Below are 20,990 nucleotides of genomic sequence, written 5' to 3' on the forward strand. Positions count from 1 at the left end.
TGCGGTAATGCGGGCGAGCGTCGCTGCGCTAGCGGAACATTCGGCCCGCGAGCTGCCGCATGTGGCGGCCCGCCTGCAGCGGCGCCTCGCCCTGCGGCGAGCGGCTCCAGAAGCGGGAGGGGCAGGGGCGCTGGCTGGCGGCGGCGGTGTCGCCGGCGTTGCTGTCGCCGTCCTTGCGTGCGTTGCGTGCGTTGCGGTCTGACCTGGCCATGATGTTTCTCCCGTTCCTGACTTCCCTGTGTTGCCTGTCGAATGCCCGTCGGTGGCCGGCGTCAGAGGACGCCCGTCATGACCAGCAGGACGCCGCCCGCGATGGCGACTGCATAGGGCAGCCGCGCGGTGGTCGTCATGTTCGTTTGCGCGGTGCCTTCGCTGCCGGCGCGCCAGCTGAACGGCAGCCACAGCAGCGTGCCCATCACCCCGGCCATCGTGCGGCGCACGTGCCGGCGCATCACCATGGTCCACACTGCCATCGCCCCGCCGCACAGCAGCGTGGCGATCAGAATCTCGAGAGCGGTCTCGGGGCCGACGAACGCGCCCACGCAGGCCATCAGCTTTGCGTCGCCCGCGCCCACCGCGCTGACGAGGTACAGCACGACGAAGGGCGCGATGCCGGCCGCGAGGCCGGTGAACCAGAGCCATGCGCCAGGGCCCGCCCCATGCAGCGCGATCTGCAGCAGCAGGGCCGCGATGGCGGCCGTGGCGACGAGCCGGTTCGGAATACGATGACTGCGGAAATCGGTCACGGCGGCCGTGCCCACCAGCGCCAGCAGGCCGATGGCGGTCAGCGCATCGAAGCGGCCCAGCTGTCCGGCGGTGGCCATGCCGGCGAGCGCGGCGAGCGGCTCCAGCAGGCGGGACAGCGAGCTGACGGGTTCGATGGCCATGATGCGATCCTTTCAATCGTTGAACGATGAAGCACGGAGGCGCGGCGCGAAGCCCGGAAAGTGGCGCACTTCCCGGGCCGCGCGGCGCACCGCCCGACCCGATCGACTCAGGTCGAAGCTGCCGTCAGGGCGGTCTGGATGCGGGTCCAGATCGTCGTGACCGCGGTTTCGATCGCCGGACCCGCGGCGACCATGCAGAGGGCCACGAATGCGAGCAGCAGCGCGTATTCGATGCCAGCGGCGCCGTCTTCCTCATGTGCAAAACGCTTGATGCCTTCGAACATGGTGTTCATGTCCTTCTCCTTCACGTCATGGTTGATGGGAAAAAAGCGCCCGCTGGAGACCGGGCACAAGCTTCGGCCGGCAATGCCGGCCGGGCCAAACCGGACCGCGGCCGCTGGCGCGAGCGCGTTCCCGTTCCACCCTGCCCAGGCGGCCCCGCCGCGGCCAGAGACCGCTGCGGCGCGCGTCGCCCGATGCGTGGCTGCTCCCGGCAGGCCATGCACCCCGTTGGGCGCCGCGGACCGGTCCGACCTTCTCCAGGGACCGGCCCGCGCCTGAATGTGCTGCTACCCGCGTTCGACGGTCCCGTTTCCGGGTCCCGCCCCGGGCGGCATTGCAGCGTGCCGCCCGGCCTTCCTCCCCCCGGGCGGACCTCGACTGCGATCCTTTGGCCCGTTCCCCGTCCCCACTTGTGCGTATCCGCTTTCTTGCGGCCGGTCCGCTGTGACGCTGGCCGTCCGTCGTGGTTGCGGGACATGGAGCGACGAACGTGCCATTAAGGCTAAGTCTTTGATTTATATAGAGGTGGGATTTGCCGAGTGCGTCGTTTTCGAGACTGTGTAACTAATTGTTTCTGTGTGGTTACTAGTCTTTTTGAGCACTTCAGCACGCGCGTTTGCTCGCTTTTTCATCATTTGTGATGGAAAAGGCGTATCAAACGCCGTCAAATGTGATCGGAACGATGATCGGGGAGGGGTTGTGCCCGATATGGTCCGTGCGGACCAAAACGTTTCATTTGTGAAGCGGCTAAACATCCATACGGCCGCGCGACGCCGGGAGAAACGCGACGGCTCCATCTTTTGGCGCGGCCGATCGCACGAGTCCCTCGGGCAACCGGATGTCCCTTCGGCGGCGTGGCATGGCGTTGCAACGGGGGGTTGCGCCACATATTGGGTGAGTCCCCACTCATCCTTTCAGGCGAGGCACAGGCTGGAAGGCTCTGCCACGCCACAACGGCATCGCCCAGAAGATGGAGGCAAGCGCTCGCTGCGGGCCCGAACGCGCGCGCGGCGAAATGGTTGCATCCGTGAAACCTCGGCCCCTGCCGGGCGCGAGTTGTTAAAAACGTGAAGCGCCTGACAGGCCATATGCCGACCGGTCGGTCCGGGATCTGTTTCAGTTCGGAAACGGCAGTGAAGATTGTTCAACCTGCTGGCACAGCCACTGGTAGAAGCGATGGATCGCGCGCTCGCGAGGATTGCCTTCGCGCCAGGTGACCCAGTAGTGGAGGCTGGACGGGATGCGCGTGGTCCCAACCTGCACGAGCTGCCCGCTGGCCAGGTAGTCGTGCGCGAGCTGCGCGCGCGCCGTGGCCACGCCGAGGCCCGCCACCGCCGACTGGAGCATCAGGCCGGCATCCTGGAAGATCGGCCCGCGCTCGGGCTCAACCGGCGGCAGGCCGGCCACCACGAGCCAGTCGCGCCAGGGCCGCAGCGCGAAGCGCAGCATCGGCAGCCGCGGCAGGTCGGCCACGGTGAAGCCGGGATACTGCGCGAGCAGCGCCGGGCTGGCGACGGCGATCACATAGTCCTCGATCAGGTTGTGACAAACGAAGCCGGGCAGGTCGATGCGCTGGTGCCAGATGCCGACGTCCACCGCGTAGGGGTCGGGCGGCGGCGAGATCTCGGCATGGAGCCGGAGATGCAGATCGAGCTCGGGCGCCTGTGCATGGAGGCTCGGCAGTCGCCGGATCAGCCACGCGTTTGCCAGGTCCGCCATCACGCTGATCTGCAGCTGGACGACGGGCGGGCCCGCGTCGTGGGTGGCCTCGCGCAGCGCGGACTCGAGGTCGTCGAGTGCGCTCCGCACCTGTTCGGCGAGCCGCGTCCCCGCGCTCGTGGGCGTCATCGAGCTGCCCGTGCGCTGGAACAGCTTGGTGCCGAGGCTATCCTCGAGCCCGCGGATATGGTGGCTGATCGCGCTGTGGGTGAGCGCAAGCTCCTCCGCCGCGCGCGTAAAGCTGCGGTGCCGCGTCGCGGCCTCGAGCGCGCGCAGCGCCTGCAACGCCGGCATGTGGAAGGGGCGCTGCGCGCGATCCGGGCGGGAAGACGGCGCGGCGGGGGTGGGAGGAGTTTGGGAATCGGCCATGGCCGTCAAATTCTACTCACAATGGGCGCGGGTATCTTTCGCTGGCCTTGCACTGTTTTGGTGACGACAATGCACGGCATGACCGCCACCAACGCTTCTTCCCCCGCCGTCGACGTGCGGCCGCCGGCCGCCGCCGGCAATGCGCGCTGGCGCGTGCTGGCCGTGTTCTCGCTCGGCTTCCTCGTCTCGTATATCTTCCGCGGCGTCAATCTGGGCTTCGCGCCGCACCTCGTCCGCGAACTGGGACTGACCGCGGGCGACCTCGGCCTGCTGACCAGTTTCTATTTCCTCGGCTTTGCCTGCGCGCAATTGCCCGCCGGCCTGCTGCTCGACCGCTTCGGCCCGCGCCGCACGGAGGCGGCCCTGCTGTTGCTGGCCGTGGCCGGGTCGCTCGTGTTCGCGTCGGCGCCGGGCATGGTGGGCCTGGCCGCGGGCCGCATGATGATCGGCATCGGCGTGTCGGTGTGCCTCGGCGCCGCGATCCAGGCACTGTCGATGTGGTTTCCGCTGTCGCGCATGCCGCTGCTGAACGGCGTGGTCATGGCGATCGGCGGCCTGGGCGCGGTCGTGGTCGGCACACCGCTCGCCTGGCTGCTGTCGTGGACCGACTGGCGCACGCTCAGCGCCGCCATGGGCGGCGTGTCGCTCGCGATGGCCGTCTTGCTGTGGTTCGGCGTGCCCGACGTCCCGCGTGTGGGACGCGAGAGCCTGGCCGAGCAGTTGCGTGGCACACGCGAGATACTCTGCAGCGAGCGCTTCTGGCGCGTCGTCCCGCTCACGCTGCTCAACCAGGGCATCTTCCTCGCGGTGCAGACCCTCTGGGTCACCGCGTTCATGCGCGACGTGCAGGGACTGGCCGCCGCCGACAGCGCGCGCTATGTGTCGGTGATCGGCATGGCGATGATGACGGGCTGCGTCGGCGCGGGCTGGGCCGCGCGGCACCTCGAACGCGCGGGCATCAGCCTCTATGCATTCGCGGGCTTCGGCATGATGGGCTTTATCGCGATACAGGGGCTGCTGATGCTGCGTGTGCCCGTGCCGCTCGCGGTGCTATGGGCCGCGTACGGCGTGTTCGGGTCGAGCGGTATCCTGACGTACGCGGTGCTCGCGCGGCGCTTTGCGGATGCCATGATCGGCCGCGCGACCACGGCGCTGACGCTGACGGTGTTTCTCGCGACGTTTGCGTTCCAGATCGGCATCGGCTTCGTGCTCGATTTCTGGCCGGCCACCGACGGCCACTATCCGCCGGCCGCGCACCTGTCGGTGTGGGCGGGGCTGGTCGTGCTGCAGGTGCTGGCCGCCGCGTGGTACCTGATGGGCCGCAGGCCCGGCTGAGACTGCGGGCCGAGACCGCGCTACAGCACGATCGGGCGGTCGTCGAGCTCGTTCGGGTTGTAGCCGCCGTCCGAGGGGTAATGCTCGATCAGCAGCGCGTGGATGCGCGCGATGGCATCGAGCACGGGCTTGACCGACAGATCCTTCGCCAGCCCGCGCGCGAGGTCGTCGCAGATCTGCCGCCACGCGGTCTGGCCGACGCGCGCGTCGATGCCGCGATCGGCGAGCAGCTCCACCGCATGATCGGCGAGGTTGATATAGAGCAGCACGCCCGAATGGTCCTCGGTATTCCAGACCTCGAGCGCGCCGAACAAGGCGCGCGCGCGCTCGCGCGGCGTGACGCCGGCCCACGCGTGGCCCACGGGCATGGCGGACTCGATTGCCACGCGCACCTCGCCGCGATGATGCTGTTCGCCGGTATGGACGGCCACCTGCAACTGGTGCTGGGCCTCGGGCGGAAACGCCTTGCGCGCGGCGCTCTGCGTGGTGCCGAGATGTCGCAATGCACGCTTGAACGATGGCATCGACCGGGCCTCCCGTTACCAGTTGCCCGAGGCGCCGCCGCCGTCGAACGTGCCGCCACCGCCGCCGCTGAAACCGCCGCCGCTGCTTCCGCCGCCAAAATCGCCACCACCGAGGCCGCCACCGAGGCCACCACCAAAGCCGCCGCTGCCGCGTCCCCAGCGCTGCCCGATCTCGTAGCCCGCGATACCGCCGAGCCCGCCCGCCGTCGTGTTCTGCCAGCCGCGCCGGCCCGTGACGATATGCGGCCCGCGCGACGCGCGCATCAGTGCCGAGAAAAAGAAGAACGCGATGATCGCCAGCGGAAACAGTACGGGCAGCCAGTCCTGCCACGACGACTGCTGCGCGCGCTGTTTCGCCTGCGGCGCGGCCAGGCCTTCCTTGTCGATGGTGGCCTGGATCGCCGTGATGCCCGCCGCGAGCCCGCCGTAGAAATCGTTCTGACGGAAGTGCGGGGCGATGACGTCCTGCAGGATGCGTTTCGACATCGCATCGGTCAGCGAGCCCTGTACGCCGCGCCCCACCTCCAGCCGCAGGCGGCGCAGATCGGGCGGGTTGTTCATGGCCACCAGCAGGATCACGCCATCGTCGATGCCCTTGCGGCCCGCGCGCCAGGCGTCCGCCACGCGGATGCTGTACGCGTCGATGGTCTCCGGCGCGGTGGTCGGCACCATCAGCACGAAGATCTGGCTGCCGCGCTGCTGATCGTATTCGGCCAGCACGTTCTCCAGCGCGCTACGCTGGTCCGCCTTGAGCGTGCCGGTCAGGTCGGTCACGCGCTGGGTCAGCGGCGGCACATTGACGAAGCCGTCCGTCGTGCCCTGCGCCCGCGCGGCACATGCAAACGCGCACAGCAGCACCATGCTCAGCAACTTCGTGGCGGCCGCGCGCCACCGCGCAGGTTGCGGCAACAGGCCCAGCGACGGACGACGGGTTTGCGGACAGGCCGCGCGCGCAAGCATGACGCGTCAGAATTTGACGGCTGGCGGCGTGGAGATCGCCTTCTCGTTTTCCACCGTGAACGACGGCTTGACGGGGTAGCGGAAGACCATCGCGGTCAGATTGGTCGGGAAGCTGCGCGCGAGCACGTTATAGGACTGCACCGCGGCGATATAGCGCTGGCGCGCGACGGTGATCCGGTTCTCGGTCCCTTCCAGCTGCGACTGCAGGTCGCGGAACCCCGCGTCGGCTTTCAGCTGCGGATAGTTTTCCGATACCGCGATCAGGCGCGACAGCGCACTCGAGAGCTGGCCCTGTGCCTGCTGGAAGCGCGCGAACGCTTCGGGATCGTTGAGCGTCTCGGGCGTGACCTGCACGCTGGTGGCCTGCGCGCGCGCCTTGGTCACGGCCTCGAGCGTCTCGCGCTCGTGGCTCGCGTAGCCCTTGACCGTGTTGACGAGGTTGGGAATCAGGTCGGCACGCCGCTGGTACTGGTTGACGACCTCGGCCCACGCGGCCTTGACGGCCTCGTCCTTCGACTGGAAGTCGTTGTACCCGCAGGCGGACAGCAGGCTGACGGCGCACAGCAGCGCCAGCCAGCGGAAAACGTTGATTCGGGCAATGGGGGGGACAACGGTCGGGGATGCGCGCATCGATGGCTCCTGAACACAAGGTGCGACAGCAACCAGTGTAGCGCAGGGCCGACGCGCGGCACCCCTGTCCTGGATCAATCGGCGGCGAATGCCCTGGCCGCGGCGGCCACGGTCGCGTCGATGATCGCGTCGTCGTGCTGGGCCGACACGAAGCCCGCCTCGTATGCCGACGGCGCCAGGTAGACGCCTTCGTTCAGCATCGCGTGGAAGAAGCGGTTGAAGCGGCCGACGTCGGATTCCGTGACTTCGGCGAAGCGCTTCGGCACCTCGTTGCGGAAGTAGAGGCCGAACATGCCGCCGACCGCGTCCGCGGAGAACGGCACGCCGGCCGCGCGCGCCGCGGCGGTCAGGCCGTCGGCGAGCTTGCGCGTCTGCGCGCCCAGGCGGTCGTAGAAGCCCGGTGCCTGAATCAGGCGGAGCGTCGTCAGGCCCGCGGCCACCGCCAGCGGATTGCCGGACAGCGTGCCGGCCTGGTAGACGCCGCCGAGCGGCGCGAGCTTCGCCATGATGTCGCGCCGGCCGCCGAACGCCGCCGCGGGCATGCCGCCGCCGATCACCTTGCCCAGGCAGGTCATGTCGGGCCGGATGCCGTAATGCGCCTGCGCGCCACCGAGCGCCACGCGGAAGCCAGTCATCACTTCATCGAAGATCAGCACGGCGCCGTGCTGGCTGCACAGATTGCGCATCGCGCGCAGGAACGCCTCGCTCGCGCGCACGAGGTTCATGTTGCCGGCCACGGGCTCCACGATCACGGCCGCGATCTCGCCCGCATGGCGCGCAAAGGCCTGCTCGAGCTGCTCCACGTCGTTATAGGCGAGCACCATCGTGTGGCGCGTCACGTCGGCGGGCACGCCGGCCGAGGACGGGGCGTTCTGCGTGGTGTCCGCGAACGTCAGCAGGCCGGAGCCCGCCTTCACGAGCAGGCTGTCCGCATGGCCGTGGTAGCAGCCCTCGAACTTGATGATCAGGTCGCGGCCCGTGAAGCCGCGCGCCAGCCGCAGCGCGCTCATGGTGGCTTCCGTGCCCGACGAGACCAGGCGGACCTGCTCGATCGACGGCACGAGCTTGCAGATTTCCTCGGCCATCTCGATCTCGCCCTCGGTCGGCGCGCCGAACGAGAAGCTGTGGGCGGCGGTCTCCTGCACCGCGCGCACCACGTCCGGGTGGGCATGGCCGACGATCATCGGGCCCCAGGAGCCGATGTAGTCGATATAGCGCTGGCCGTCCGCGTCCCACATGTAGGCGCCCTCGGCACGCGTGATGAAACGCGGGGTGCCGCCCACCGAGCGGAAGGCACGGACCGGCGAATTGACGCCGCCGGGGATGGTTTGCTGGGCACGATCGAAAAGCTGCTGGTTACGGGACATGGTCACGGGAGTGTCTTGAAGGTGCAAAAGAGGCGAAGCGCGCGCGATTTCGTTATCAACGGCATATAACAGGCGCGAACGCGTGAGAACTGGCCTGAATCTTGCGGCGCCACGCTGGCGCCTTGGGTATCGATTCGGGTACCATCATGCGCTGGATTTTAATGGAGAGTGGCAGAAGCCTGAATATGGAATACAAGACCTGGATGTGCCTGATCTGCGGCTGGATCTATGACGAGGCCACCGGCGCCCCCGAAGACGGCATCGCGCCGGGCACCCGCTGGGAAGACGTCCCGATGAACTGGACGTGCCCCGAGTGCGGCGCGCGCAAGGAAGATTTCGAAATGGTTGCCATCTGACGCGGCGTTTCGCCGCGCCCGGCGCGCCGTAGCGCCAAAGCGACAGATCGGCGGGCCGCGTCCGGGGCTCCGGATTGACGGCCCCTCGCCGAGAAGTCACACTCTGCGGCAAAACCGGATAACCGTCCCGACTCCCGGGGCGGCATGGAAATCCGGAAGCTTTGCAATAAAACAGAGGCCCTGAACCGGGCCCATGCGTACAGCGCCGGCTGGTCGGCTGGCTTTTTTTGACTGGGAAACAGGATATCGGGGGCCGCCGCCGCAGCGCTTTGCTGCGTCGTGCGGGTGTTCTCAAGTGAATACTGGCGCCTGCTTTCCGCAGGCAGCTGGTCGCGGGAACAACATGCGGGTCACGCAAACAGAAGACGTATCGGGTCAGGCGGCCGCGCGCCGCAAGGTGCTCGTCATCGACGACTCCAGCACCATCCGCCGCACAGCGGAGATTTTCCTGTCGCAGGCAGGCTGCCAGGTCATGCTCGCCGAGGATGGCTTCGACGCGCTCGCCAAGATCGGCGACATGCATCCCGACCTGATCTTCTGCGACATCCTGATGCCGCGCCTCGACGGCTATCAGACCTGCTCCCTCATCAAGAAAAGCCCGCGTTTCCACGCGATCCCGGTGATCATGCTGTCCTCGCGGGACGGCGTGTTCGACCGCTCGCGCGGCAGGCTCGTCGGCGCGCACGATCATCTCGCCAAGCCCTTCACCCGCGAAGCCCTGCTGCAGGTCGTCAATACCTGCCTGCCGGGCGGCGTACCGGAGGAGGGCGCGGCCGTGGCGGCCTGAACGGGGCCGCCACAGCATTCCCAGGAACGATACCAATGACCATCAGCAAAATCCTCATCGTCGACGACTCGCCCACCGAAGCCCTGTTCATGTCCGACCTGCTCGGCAAGAAGGGATTCAAGGTTTCCGTGGCCGGCAACAGCGACCAGGCCATGGCGCGGCTCGAGGCCGAAGCGTTCGACCTGATCCTGATGGACGTGGTGATGCCCGGCCAGAACGGCTACCAGACCACGCGCGCCATCAAGCGCGACGACCGCTTCAAGGACATCCCCGTGATCATGTGCACGAGCAAGGGGCTCGACACGGACCGCATCTGGGGCATGCGCCAGGGCGCGTCGGACTATGTCGTGAAACCCGTCGACGGCGAGGAACTGTTGTCGAAGATCGCCGCGCTGGCCCAGTAACCGGGCACCGGCCCGCCGCCGCACTGTTGTAGTCGCCACCTTGCCATCCCGGCGGCGCTGCGCCCATGCAGCCCGCCCTCCGCCTTGGGTATTCCGATCATGAACGCGCCGCGCCAAGACCTCCGAGCCCGCCAGACCAGGTTGCAGGACTATCAGGCCATGCTGGCCCGGCGCCTGCGCGAGGCGCGCAGCCTGCCCGCGGTGGACAGCTACCTCGGCGTGCAGATCGGCCAGCGCCACTGGCTGCTGCCGCTGCCCGAGACCGGCGAGGTGCTCGAAATGCGCCAGCCCGCGGGCGTGCCGCTGACCCAGCCGTGGTACCGCGGCCTGATCAACGCGCGCGGCAACCTGCTCGGCGTGATCGACTTCGGCATGTTCTGCGGCGAGGCGCCCACGCCGGTGCAGGCGGGCAGCAAGATCGTGGTGCTGTCGCGCAACGTGGAGCGCGCGTGCGGGATCATCGCGACGCGCGTGGTCGGCCTGCGGCACGCGGGCGACCTCACCCTGCCGCACGGCGAGCTGCCGCCCGCCGAGTCCGCATGGGAAGGCGCGAGCTTCGCGGACCGCGACGGCCGCGACTGGCAGGTGCTCGACATCCGCCAGCTGCTGGAAGCGCCGGCATTTCTGCAGGCCGGCCGCGTGGCAGCCTGATATCGGTTTGTTTTCGAGGGTAACTCCCGGCTCCGGACGGAGCGGGAGGCAGCAGATAAACAGGTCAGACGAATAACGACAAGAGGGTTGCTATGGGTATCAAGAAGATCAGCCTGGGACGCCGGGGAGCGGCGGCGGGCGCGGCCGAGGCCCCCGCGGGTATCGCGCCGGGAAGCGTGTTTGCCAAGCGCAAGGCGCCGAGCGGGCTGGGACGGACCCCCGTGGAGCAGATGTCGTCGTGGCTGTCGCGCATGCCGTTCGCCTCCCAGCAGCGCGTGCTGACCGGCGGCGTGGTGGTGTCGCTGCTGGCCCTGCTGGCCTCCGTGTACCTCGATAACCGCCAGGCGACCAACGGCGCGGCGCAGATCGAAATCGCCGGTAACATGCTCATGCACTCGCAGCGCCTGGGCAAGGCGGTGCCGGTGGCGCTGCTCGGCAATGCACAGGCTTTCACGCAGCTGCGCCAGTCCAAGGAAGAACTCGCGGCCGACCTCAAGGCGCTGCAGGACGGCAGCGACGAGCGCCACGTGCGCGCCACGACGGGCACGGCGCAGCCGCTGCTGGAACGCGCGATCGACTCGTGGAAGCGTTCCGAGAAGAGCGCGGGCGACGTGCTCGCGCAGCAGCCCATCCTGACGCAGATCGGCCAGACGCTGCAGATCTTCAACGCCTCGAACCCCGAACTGCTCGAAGCCGCCGAACAGGTGGCCGCCATCAAGCTGCAGGCCGGCTCCAACGCGCGCGAAGTGGCCGCCTCCGCGCAGCTGGTGATGCTGACGCAGCGTCTGGGCAAGAACCTCAACGAATTCCTCTCGGGCGAAGGCGTGAACCCCGAGACCGCGTTCCTGCTGGGCAAGGACACGAACACGTTCCGCGAAACGCTGGACGGGCTGCTCAACGGCTCCGAACCGCTGCGCCTCTCGGCCGCGGCCGACGCGGAGACGCGTACCTACCTGCAGCAGCTCTCGCAGCGCTTCGACGCGGTGCAGAAGACCACGCAGACCATTCTGCAGAACCTGCCCGGCCTGATCGCCGCCAAGCGCGCGCAGCAGCAGATCTTCAACGACAACGAAGCGTTGCGCGGGGAACTGGGCACGTTGCAGAGCGCCTACGTGGAAGCCGCGCGTTTCCGTCCGTGGACGCTCGGCGCGATGATCGTGTCGGCGCTGGCGACGCTGGTGTTCCTTGGCGGGCTGGCCGCGCTGTATCTGCGCGACTCGCGCCTGCGCGCGGTGGAAGCCGAATCGCGCGAGCGCGAGGCGGATGCCCGCCGAATGGAAGAAAAGCGCACCAACGACGCGACCCAGAAGGCCATTCTGCAGCTGATGAACGAACTGCAGGACATCGCCGACGGTGACCTGACGCGTCAGGCAACGGTGACCGAGGACATCACGGGCGCGATCGCCGACTCGGTGAACTACACGGTGGAAGAACTGCGCGAACTGGTGGGCCGGGTCCAGCAGACCGCGGGGGAAGTGCAGAACGCCTCGAGCCAGGTGCAGGAAACGTCGGTGCAGCTGGCCGCGACCACGGAAGAGCAGTCGCGCCAGATCCGCCAGACCGGCGAGTCGGTGGTGGAGATGGCGGACCGCATCACGCAGGTGTCGCGCGGCGCGGCGGAATCCGCGAACGTGGCGCGTGCCTCGCTGTCCGCGGCCGAGCAGGGCCAGCACGCGGTGCAGAACGCCATCGCGGGCATGAACGACATCCGCGAGCAGATCCAGGAAACGTCCAAGCGGATCAAGCGCCTGGGCGAATCGTCGCAGGAGATCGGTGAAATCGTCGAACTGATCTCGGACATTACCGAACAGACCAACGTGCTGGCGCTGAACGCGGCCATCCAGGCCGCATCGGCCGGCGAGGCGGGCCGCGGCTTCTCGGTGGTGGCGGAAGAAGTGCAGCGCCTGGCGGAACGCTCGGGCGAGGCAACGAAGCAGATTGGCGCGCTGATCCGCACGATTCAGACCGATACGCAGGATGCCGTGCACGCCATGGAGCGCAGCACGCAGGGCGTGGTCGAAGGGGCCCGCCTGTCCGATAACGCCGGTGCCGCACTGGTGGAGATCGGCCGCGTGTCGCGCCAGCTTGCCGAGCTGATCGAGCAGATCTCGCAAACGACGTCGCATGAGGCGGACCTCGCCACCAACGTGGCACGCCATATCGAAGGCATCCTGCAGGTGACCGCGCAGACCACCGCCGGCACGCGACACACCGCGAGCTCGGTGCGACAGCTGACGGCACTGACCGAAGAGCTGCGTAACTCCGTGTCGCGGTTCAAGATCGCCTGAGTCCTCACGCCCGGACGCGTCCGGGCACAACCCAAGCCGTCATGTCCCTGAATTCCACCGTCCCGAGCGCCCTGAACGAGCCAAGCGACCCGAGCGATCCGGCTGAGCCGCTTTCCACCCACGCCGCCGCTGACATCGACAGCGGCGCCCCGGTGGCGGCGCAGCGCGACCTGTCGGTCCTCGCCTGGCTCGCGCCGAGCCTGCGGGCCGCGCTCGACGATGCCGCGAGCGAACTCGGCCATTACATGGACGAGGTCCGGCAGACGCCCGAGGCGCTCGGCGCGCGCGACACCACGTCGCTGCGCCTGGCCGGCCAGCAGCTGCATCAGGCCGCGGGCGCGGTGCATATCGTGGGACTGCGCGGCGTGGACGTGTATTGCCAGGCCTTGCGCCGGCTGCTGGAGGCCATCGACGCGGGGACGGTGCCGGCGGGCGCGGAAGCGCTCGCGGTATTCCGCCATGGCGTGCAGGCACTGGCCGAGTACGTCGACGACCTGATGGCCGGCGACGCGGAAGATCCGTTACGGCTGTTCCGTCCGTATGCCGACGCGCTGGTGCTGATGAAGGAAGAGCGCATCCATCCGGCCGACCTGTGGGTCGAGGAGCTGCAGATGCTGCCGGGCATGGTGCTGCCGTCGCGTTCGGCCACCGCCGTCACGCGCGCGCGCCAGCGCTTCGAGGCCGCGCTGCTGCGCGCGTTGCGCCTGCCCACGCCGTGCCATGACGCGTCGCTGTTGCGCGAGGCGTGGCTGCCGCTGCAGACCGCGCTCGACGAGGTGCGCAACCACGAGCAGGACTCGCGCCGCTCGTCCGATCATCCCGACCGCGGTATCTGGCATGTGCTCGCGCTCGTGTTCCGCGCGCTCGCGCACGGGCTGCTGCCGTCGGACCTGCTGGCCAAGCGCTTCGCGGCGCGCGCGCATCTGCTGCTGCGCCAGTATCTGCAGGGCCAGGTGCGCGTGCCGCAGGCGCTGCTCAACGATGCGGTGTTCCTGCTCGTGTCCACGGGGTTGATGCCCGATCCGACGCCGGATGCCACCACGCCCGCGATGCAGGCCTCGCTGGACGTGCTGCGCATCGATATCGCGCGCTGCCTGCAGGCGTTCCGCATCGATGCCGCGCATGCGTCGGCGCGCGCGGACTTCCGTCTGCGCTACTACGGCTGGCTCGACCCGATCGATTCGCAGAACCTGCAGCAGGCCGCGGGCGCCATCGAGCGCGCGGCCGGTGGCGATGCCGCCGAATGGGAGCGCGCGCTCGCGGCGCTCGCGGAAGCCGCGATGCCGCTCTCGCAGCCCGCGTTACAGAAGCTTATCGCCACGGCCGCCGCACGCGGCGGCGAGGCCGGCGACAGTACCCGCGACGATGGCGGCGACGCCAGCGATGCGCGGGCCGAGGCGCTCGGACCGGCGGGGCTCGTCCTGTTTCTCTCGCGCGCGCTCGCCATGCCGTGGCGCGTGCATGGCAACTCGGGCCATCCGTCCGCGGCAGCGTTCGCGGCGCGCTGCGAGGCGCTGACGGCCTGCCTCGAGGACGCCGGCGCGGCTGTGCCCGACTGGTTCGCGGAGATGGTCGAGGCCGCGCAGGCGCAGACGCTGCGGACCGAAGCGGTCACGCAACTGCGCGCGCAGCTCGACAGCGGCGAGTCGTGGCTCGACACGTACGACCGCAATGCCGCCAATCCGGCGGGTCCCGGGGCGCCGGCCGTGTCCAGCGCGCTCGGCGACGCCATCGGCGCGTTCGACGCGCTGCGCGCGACGCTGGAACGCCTGCGCGACAGCGTCGCGATGCCCGAAGGCATCGACGCGGAAGCCGACGCCGCCCGCACGGCGATGGCCGCGGTACGCGAGCGCCTGGACGCGCTCTCCGCGCTCGGCGGTGCCACTACCGCCGAAATGCGGCTGGACCGGTTGTCCGCTATCGCGTCCGAACTCGGCGCGGTGCATGCGTTCGTCGATACGCTCGAGTTCGGCCGCGGCAAGCGCAATGCCGATCCGCTCGCCGATGTCGAGAGCCTGCTGACGGGCGGCGGCGCGCTGGAAGGCACGTCCGGCGCCGCGCTGAATCCGCTGGCGGCTGCGCGCGCGGCCGCGGTCGATGCGATCCGCGTGGGCGCCGGTGCCGATTCGACCGAGGTCGCGCGTCTGCGCGCGGCCCTGCAGGTGGTGTCCGACCAGGCCGCGATCGACGACGACGCGGCGCTGCGCAAGCAGGCCCACGATGCCACCACGCAATTGCATGCGTGGCTGGCCGGCAGCGAATCGGCCGCGGAGCGGCTGGTCGTCGCGCTCGCGGAGCCGATGCCCGCGCCCGCGTCCGCGGGCGAGCAGAAGCCGGGTGCGCCGATGCCGACCGATGCGGCGGCCATCGATGCCGAGCTGCTCGAGATTTTCCTGGCCGAGGCCGAAGAGGTGCTTGGCAATGTCGCGCTGGACCTGCCCGGCGGGCTCGATGCGTTCCGCAATGCCGACGTGCTGAGCCGCGTTCGCCGCGCGTTCCACACGCTCAAGGGGTCGAGCCGCATGGTCGGCCTGACGCGCTATGGCGAGGCCGCGTGGGCGATCGAGCAGGTCATGAACCTGTGGATCGCCGAGGCGCGCGAGCCCGTGCCCGCGCTGCTGGCATTGCTCGAACGCGCGCACGCGCTGCTGGGCGACTGGGTCGCCGCGCTCCAGCGCGATCCGGCATCGCTGCGCGATATCACGTCGCTGGTCGAGGACGCGCAGCAGCTGCGCGAGCCGTCGCAGGGCGGCGCGCAGGCCGCGGCGGAGGAGCCGCTGTCGCTCGATGCGCTGCTGGCCGCGCATTCGGAGGGCGCGACCGACAACGCGACCCACAACGCGACCGACAGCGCGACCGACGGCGCGACCGACGTGGCGGGCGATATCGATCCGCTGGCCGAAGCGAACGAGCCGTCCGCGACGATCGTGATCGCGCCGTTCAACGACGCCGGCGATGCCATCGGCATGACCGCGTCCGACGACAACAACGTGCTGCCGTTCCGGCTGCCCGATGCGCTGTCTAACGACGACGATCACTTCAAGGTCATCGGTCCGATCCGCATCGGCCTGCCGCTCTACAACGTGTACCTGCAGGAAGCCGACGACCTGCTGCGCCAGTTCGCGACGGACCTGTCCGAGTGGCGCCTGTCGGGCTATCCGTCGCCGAGCGACCTGTCGCTGCGCGTGGCCCACACGCTGCAGGGCAGCGCCTCGACGGTCGGCCTCGAACCCGTGCGCGAGATCGCCGGTGCGCTCGAGCGCCTGCTGCTGTTGCTCGGCAATCATCCGGTGGTCATGCATCCGGGCGACTTCCGTCTGCTCGAACAGGCCGTGGAACGGCTGCGCGGCATGCTGCATCAGTTCGCGGCGGGCGTGTGGCCCGATGCCGAGCCCTCGCTGTGCCGCAGCCTCGACGAGTTCGGCGACCGTGCGCTCGTGCGTCCGCGCGTCAACCTGCCGCCGCCGCAGGTCAGCGTCGGCAACGAAAGCTCCGTGGCGCAGCTGTTCGAACAACTGCCGCAGGCCTCGGTGCTGCCACTCGTGTCCGAGCCTTCGCTGCATGCGGGCACGGCATCTTCCGGCGCGCTGCCGTCGATCGATGCCGTCACGCCGCATCTGACGCCCGTTACCGAACTGCCACCCGTGCACGATGCGGTGGTGCTGCCGCTGCGCCAGCCGCAGGCCGCGACCCTCACGTCCTTCGCGCACGATCCTTCGCACAAGGAAGTCGTTGAAATCCGCGCGCCCGAGCCCGAGAACGATCCGTCGCTCGATGCCTCGCTGCTGGACCCGGCCCTCGTCGAGATCTTCCTCGAAGAGGCGCAGGGCAGCGCGCCCGAACTCGGCAAGCTGCTCCGCACGTGGGAGGCCGCGCCCGAGGAAACGCAGCATGGCGGGCTGATGCTGCGCGCGCTCCATACGCTGAAGGGCAGCGCGCGCATGGCCGGCGCCATGTCGCTGGGGCAGGCCGCGCATGAAATGGAAACGCTGGTCGAGGCCGCGGTGCGCGGCCAGCGCATCGAGCCCGATCTGTTCCGTCGGCTCTATGCCTGGTACGACCGTATCCTCGCGCACGTCGATGCGCTGCAGAACGGCCGCCTGCTGTCCGCCGACGACGCGGAAGTCGTCAACGGTCTCGTCGAGGCGCCCGCCGATCCTGCGGCGCCGCAGGGGCAGCCAGGCGAGGCATCGCAGGCGATCGCGGAGAGCGAGCCGGCGCAGGGTACCGGCGGTGCCGCGCTCGTGCCGGTGGCCGCGGCCTCCACGCCGCCCGCGACGCAACTGCCGGCGCAGTCCGATGGCGAGCGCCAGCGCGCGATGGTGCGCGTGCAGGCGCGCGCGCTCGACACGCTGATCAACGACGCGGGCGAGGTCGGTGCCACGCGTGCGCGGCTGGACAGCGAACTCGAGGCGCTGCGTTCGTACCTCGGCGAACTGAACGACAACGTCGCGCGTCTGCGCGGCCAGCTGCGCGAGATCGAGATCCAGGCGGAAACGCAGATGGCCTCGCGCATCGCGGACCAGCAGCAGAATCAGGAGTTCGATCCGCTCGAGTTCGACCGCTTTACGCGCTTCCAGGAACTCACGCGCATGATGGCCGAGTCGGTGAACGACGTGGCCACGGTCGAGCAGAACCTGCAGCGCGGTTTCGACCGCGCGTCCGGGGACCTCGCGGCGCAGGCGCGGCTCACGCGCGGACTTCAGCGCGGCCTGATGCAGGCGCGCATGGTGCAGTTCGATGCGCTGGCCGAACGGTTGTATCGCGTCGCGCGGCAGGCCGCCGGCGAGACCGGCAAGGAAGTGCGGCTGCTGATCAAGGGCGGTACGGTGGAGATCGACCGCTCGGTGCTGGACCGCATGGCCGGCCCCATCGAGCACCTGATCCGCAACGCGGTGGTGCACGGTATCGAGGACGCCGTGGTGCGGCAGGCCGCGGGCAAGCCCGCGACCGGTTCGCTGTCGCTGGAAGTGCAGCAGGAAGGCAACGAGGTCGTGCTCCATTTCTTCGACGATGGCGGCGGACTGGACCTCGCGCGCATCCGCTCGCGCGCCATCGAGCGCCAACTGCTGTCGCACGACGACGATGCGAGCGAGGCGCGGCTGACCGAGATGATCTTCGCGCCCGGTTTCTCGACGGTCGATGCGGTATCGGAACTCGCGGGCCGTGGCGTCGGCATGGACGTGGTGCGCGCGGAGACCGTGGCGCTGGGCGGCCGGATCAACCTGACCACCGAAGCCGGCCGCGGCACGCGCTTTACCGTGCATCTGCCGCTGACCACGGCGATTACGCAGGTGCTGCTGATCTCCGTGGGCAACCGTCTGTACGCGATGCCGAGCGGCATGGTGGACCAGGTGCATCAGCTGCGCTCGCAGCCGCTGCTCGAAGCCTACAACGCGGGCACCTATGCGGCGGCGGGCGGCGACGTGCCGTTCTTCTATTTCGGCACGCTGCTCGAGGAAGCCGCGGCCATTGCGTCGGGCCGCAAGTATTCGCCGGTCGTCGTCGTGCGCTCGGGTGCCGAGCGTGTGGCGGTGCACGTCGATGAAGTGGTCGGCAACCGAGAAGTGGTGGTGAAGCATATCGGGCCGCATCTCGCGCGTCTGGAAGGCATTGCCGGCGCGACGACGCTCGGCGATGGCGAGATCGTGCTGATCTACAACCCGGTGGTGCTCGCGCAGCGCTTCGTGCGCGAACGTGGCGACCAGCCGGCGGCACTGCCGATGCCGGCCACGGCCGAGGCCATCGGCGCGGTGGCCGAGATCGGCCGCGCGGGCGATGCCACGCCGGTGCCGGGTCTGGCCACGCGGCCGACCGTGATGGTGGTGGACGATTCGCTGACCGTGCGCAAGGCGAGCCAGCGGCTGCTGTCACGCGCGGGCTACCAGGTCGTGCTCGCGCGCGATGGCGTGGATGCGCTGAAGCAGCTGCAGGAGGTGATGCCCGATGCGATGCTCGTGGACATCGAGATGCCGAACATGGACGGCTTCGACCTGACCCGCAACGTCCGCGCGGACGATCGTACGCGGCATATGCCAATCATCATGATCACGTCGCGCACCGCGGAGAAGCACCGCAGCTACGCGATGGAGATCGGCGTGGACGTGTACCTCGGCAAGCCGTTCAACGAGGACGAACTGCTGCGCACGCTGCACGAACGCCTCGGCGAGCGCGCGGCTGGCACGGCAGGTTCCATCGCGCAGATGCTGGGCGAGTAATTCGCGTCCGGAAAAACAAGGGGCCCCGCGGGGCCCCTTTTCTATTTGCGGCTGACCATCGCCGCCGGCACGGAGAGCGCCAGCGCCGCACCGACCACCATGCAGGCCGCCAGCAGATACATCCCCGAGTCCGTACTCTGCGTGGCGTCCTTGAGCCATCCCACCGCATACGGGCTGATAAAGCCCGCGAGGTTCCCCAGCGAGTTGATCAGCGCGATTCCCGCCGCGGCGCCGGTCCCCGCGAGAAACGCGGTCGGCAGGCTCCAGAACAGCGGCAGCGTGGTCAGGATGCCGATCGTGGCCAGCGTCAGCGCCACCATCGCCAGGGTGGTATCGGCCCGCCAGTGCACCGACAGCACGAGCCCCACCGCACCGATCAGCGCCGGAATCGCGATATGCCAGCGGCGTTCGCCACGCCGGTCCGCGCTGGACGCAAAGAGCACCATGCCGATTACCGCGCAGCCGTACGGAATCGCGGTCAGCAACCCGATATGCAGCGCGCTGCTGACGCCGGTCTGCTTGATGATCGTCGGCAGCCAGAAGCTCACGCCGTACAGGCCCATGACGAAGCTGAAGTAGATCGCCGCCATCAGCCACACGCGCGGGCTCGACAGCACGCGGCCGATCGGCGGATCTTCCTTGTGCTGGTCCTCGGCCGCGATATTGCGCTCGAGCACGGTCTTCTCGTCGGCGGTGAGCCACTTCGCATGGCCGATGCGATCGTCGAGGTAGGCCAGCACCCACAGTCCCACGAGTACCGACGGCACGCCTTCGATCAGGAACATCCACTGCCAGCCGGACCAGCCGTTATGGCCGTCGAACGCCTGCATGACCCAGCCCGACAATGGTCCGCCGATCACCCCGGAGAGTGCGATCGCGGTCATGAAGTAGGTGGTGGTGCGCCCGCGCCGGGCGGCCGGATACCAGTAGGTCAGGTAGAGAATGATGCCGGGGAAGAAGCCGGCCTCGGCCACGCCAAGCAGAAAGCGCAGCACGTAAAACATGGTCGGCGTGGTCACGAACATCATGGCCGCGGAGATCAGCCCCCACGTGATCATGATCCGCGCGATCCAGATACGCGCCCCGACGCGATGCAGGATCACGTTGCTCGGCACCTCGAACAGGAAATAGCCGATAAAGAAGATGCCGGCCCCGAGCCCGTAGATCGTCTCGCTGAACTTGAGGTCGTTGAGCATCTGCAGCTTGGCAAAGCCCACGTTGACGCGGTCGAGATACGCGACCACGTAGCAGAGCAGCAGGAAGGGAACCAGCCGCCAGCTCACCTTGCGGTAGATGGCGTCTTCGGATGTCGTATTGACGCCGGAATCGACTGTAGCCGCGGTCATCGTTTGTCTCCTCGTTATAGGGATACCGCCAACAGCAAAAACAAAAACGGGTTTACACGCACCGGCCTCCGTCGACCTCGATGCACGTTCCCGTAATGAAAGCCGCCTCGTCGGACGCGAGATACAGGCACGCATTCGCCACGTCCGCCGGCGTGGACATGCGTCCCATCGGAATCGTGGCAAGAAATTTCGCGCGGTTCTCGGGCGTGTCCGGCATGCCCATGAACTGCTCGAGCAGCGCCGTGGCGCCGATGACCGGATTGACGCAGTTGACGCGAATATTGTCGGGCCCGAGCTCGGCCGCCATGGCCTTGCTGGCGGTGATGACCGCCCCCTTGCTGCCGTTGTACCAGACCAGCCCGGGACGCGGCCGGATGCCGGCGGTCGAGGCGATATTGACGAACACGCCGCCGCCGCGCTTGCGGAAATGGGGAATGAAGTGATGCGCGGCCCAGTAGATGCTCTTGACGTTGACCGCGTAGACGCGATCGAACTCGTCTTCCGAGATCTCGAGGATGGGCTTGTTGCGATGCGTGGTGCCCGCGTTGTTGACGACGATATGCACGTCGCCGAATGCCGCGAGCGTGGCATCGCGCATGGCGCAGACGTCGGTGCCGCGCGAGACATCGGCAGGCACGGCCTGCGCGCGTCCGCCATCGTCGCGAATGGCGGCGGCCACGCGTTCGGCCGCTTCGAGGTTCATGTCGGCCACCATCACCGCCGCGCCCTCGCGCGCGAAGGTCTGCGCGATGCCCGCGCCGAAACCGGACCCGCCGCCCGTGACGACGGCGACCTTGCTGGCAAGTCTCATCTGGTGTCTCCTCGTTGGGCCCGCCGCGGTCTGTCGCCGTCGATCGAAGCCGGTGG

At 68.7% G+C, this 20,990-nt stretch carries 17 protein-coding genes; 7 read left to right on the top strand and 10 right to left on the bottom strand.

The window, feature by feature from the left end:
- Nucleotides 1-28 precede the first annotated feature (28 nt).
- From FOB72_RS01535 to FOB72_RS01550, 4 genes are all read right to left on the bottom strand, one after another.
- The gene (locus tag FOB72_RS01535; RefSeq protein WP_150370926.1) at nt 29-211 is read right to left on the bottom strand and encodes a hypothetical protein; all 183 of its coding nucleotides are present in this window, start codon (nt 209-211) and stop codon (nt 29-31) included.
- 61 nt (nt 212-272) lie between these two features.
- Nucleotides 273-887, bottom strand: coding sequence for a prepilin peptidase (locus FOB72_RS01540; protein ID WP_150370927.1), 615 nt, complete (start codon nt 885-887; stop codon nt 273-275).
- A gap of 107 nt (nt 888-994) precedes the next feature.
- On the bottom strand, nt 995-1,180 hold the full coding sequence (locus tag FOB72_RS01545) for a Flp family type IVb pilin (protein ID WP_411859805.1): 186 nt from the start codon (nt 1,178-1,180) through the stop codon (nt 995-997).
- A gap of 1,105 nt (nt 1,181-2,285) precedes the next feature.
- Nucleotides 2,286-3,257 (bottom strand): LysR substrate-binding domain-containing protein, encoded by a 972-nt coding sequence (locus tag FOB72_RS01550; RefSeq protein ID WP_411859806.1) that lies wholly within the window; start codon nt 3,255-3,257, stop codon nt 2,286-2,288.
- A gap of 69 nt (nt 3,258-3,326) precedes the next feature.
- Here FOB72_RS01550 and FOB72_RS01555 point away from each other — a divergent pair, with 69 nt between their 5' ends.
- Nucleotides 3,327-4,592: an MFS transporter gene (locus FOB72_RS01555; protein WP_150370928.1), complete on the top strand. Its 1,266-nt coding sequence runs from the start codon at nt 3,327-3,329 to the stop codon at nt 4,590-4,592.
- A gap of 20 nt (nt 4,593-4,612) precedes the next feature.
- On the opposite strand, the gene FOB72_RS01560 is transcribed toward FOB72_RS01555, so the two are convergent.
- From FOB72_RS01560 to hemL, 4 genes are all read right to left on the bottom strand, one after another.
- Nucleotides 4,613-5,116 (bottom strand): TPM domain-containing protein, encoded by a 504-nt coding sequence (locus tag FOB72_RS01560; RefSeq protein ID WP_150370929.1) that lies wholly within the window; start codon nt 5,114-5,116, stop codon nt 4,613-4,615.
- A 15-nt stretch (nt 5,117-5,131) separates the two neighbouring features.
- Entirely contained in the window at nt 5,132-5,977 is an 846-nt protein-coding gene (locus FOB72_RS01565; RefSeq protein WP_150373700.1) for a TPM domain-containing protein, read from the bottom strand.
- Nucleotides 5,978-6,082: 105 nt separating this feature from the next.
- A complete protein-coding gene (locus FOB72_RS01570) occupies nt 6,083-6,706 on the bottom strand; it encodes a LemA family protein (RefSeq protein WP_150370930.1) in 624 nt (207 codons plus the stop codon).
- Nucleotides 6,707-6,780: 74 nt separating this feature from the next.
- A complete protein-coding gene (gene hemL, locus FOB72_RS01575; protein WP_150373701.1) occupies nt 6,781-8,073 on the bottom strand; it encodes a glutamate-1-semialdehyde 2,1-aminomutase in 1,293 nt (430 codons plus the stop codon).
- Nucleotides 8,074-8,258: 185 nt separating this feature from the next.
- Between hemL and FOB72_RS01580 the strand changes: the two genes are divergently transcribed.
- The 6 genes from FOB72_RS01580 to FOB72_RS01605 all read left to right on the top strand — a co-directional run bounded on the left by FOB72_RS01580 (nt 8,259) and on the right by FOB72_RS01605 (nt 18,777).
- On the top strand, nt 8,259-8,429 hold the full coding sequence (locus FOB72_RS01580) for a rubredoxin (RefSeq protein WP_109580342.1): 171 nt from the start codon (nt 8,259-8,261) through the stop codon (nt 8,427-8,429).
- A gap of 343 nt (nt 8,430-8,772) precedes the next feature.
- Complete coding sequence (locus FOB72_RS01585; RefSeq protein ID WP_150373702.1) at nt 8,773-9,216, top strand: response regulator; 444 nt, start codon at nt 8,773-8,775, stop codon at nt 9,214-9,216.
- Nucleotides 9,217-9,251: 35 nt separating this feature from the next.
- The gene (locus FOB72_RS01590) at nt 9,252-9,620 is read left to right on the top strand and encodes a PleD family two-component system response regulator (RefSeq protein ID WP_150370931.1); all 369 of its coding nucleotides are present in this window, start codon (nt 9,252-9,254) and stop codon (nt 9,618-9,620) included.
- 99 nt (nt 9,621-9,719) lie between these two features.
- Entirely contained in the window at nt 9,720-10,271 is a 552-nt protein-coding gene (locus FOB72_RS01595) for a chemotaxis protein CheW (protein WP_150370932.1), read from the top strand.
- A 92-nt stretch (nt 10,272-10,363) separates the two neighbouring features.
- Entirely contained in the window at nt 10,364-12,559 is a 2,196-nt protein-coding gene (locus tag FOB72_RS01600) for a methyl-accepting chemotaxis protein (RefSeq protein WP_150370933.1), read from the top strand.
- Nucleotides 12,560-12,600: 41 nt separating this feature from the next.
- The gene (locus FOB72_RS01605; protein WP_150370934.1) at nt 12,601-18,777 is read left to right on the top strand and encodes an Hpt domain-containing protein; all 6,177 of its coding nucleotides are present in this window, start codon (nt 12,601-12,603) and stop codon (nt 18,775-18,777) included.
- 41 nt (nt 18,778-18,818) lie between these two features.
- On the opposite strand, the gene FOB72_RS01610 is transcribed toward FOB72_RS01605, so the two are convergent.
- Nucleotides 18,819-20,123 carry an MFS transporter gene (locus FOB72_RS01610; RefSeq protein ID WP_150370935.1) on the bottom strand — a complete coding sequence of 435 codons (1,305 nt, stop codon included), beginning with the start codon at nt 20,121-20,123 and terminating at the stop codon, nt 18,819-18,821.
- Between the two features lie 52 nt (nt 20,124-20,175).
- Entirely contained in the window at nt 20,176-20,934 is a 759-nt protein-coding gene (locus FOB72_RS01615) for an SDR family oxidoreductase (RefSeq protein WP_150370936.1), read from the bottom strand.
- Between the last annotated feature and the right edge of the window lie 56 nt (nt 20,935-20,990).

The sequence above is a fragment of the Cupriavidus pauculus genome (assembly GCF_008693385.1).
Taxonomy (GTDB): Bacteria; Pseudomonadota; Gammaproteobacteria; order Burkholderiales; family Burkholderiaceae; genus Cupriavidus; species Cupriavidus pauculus_D.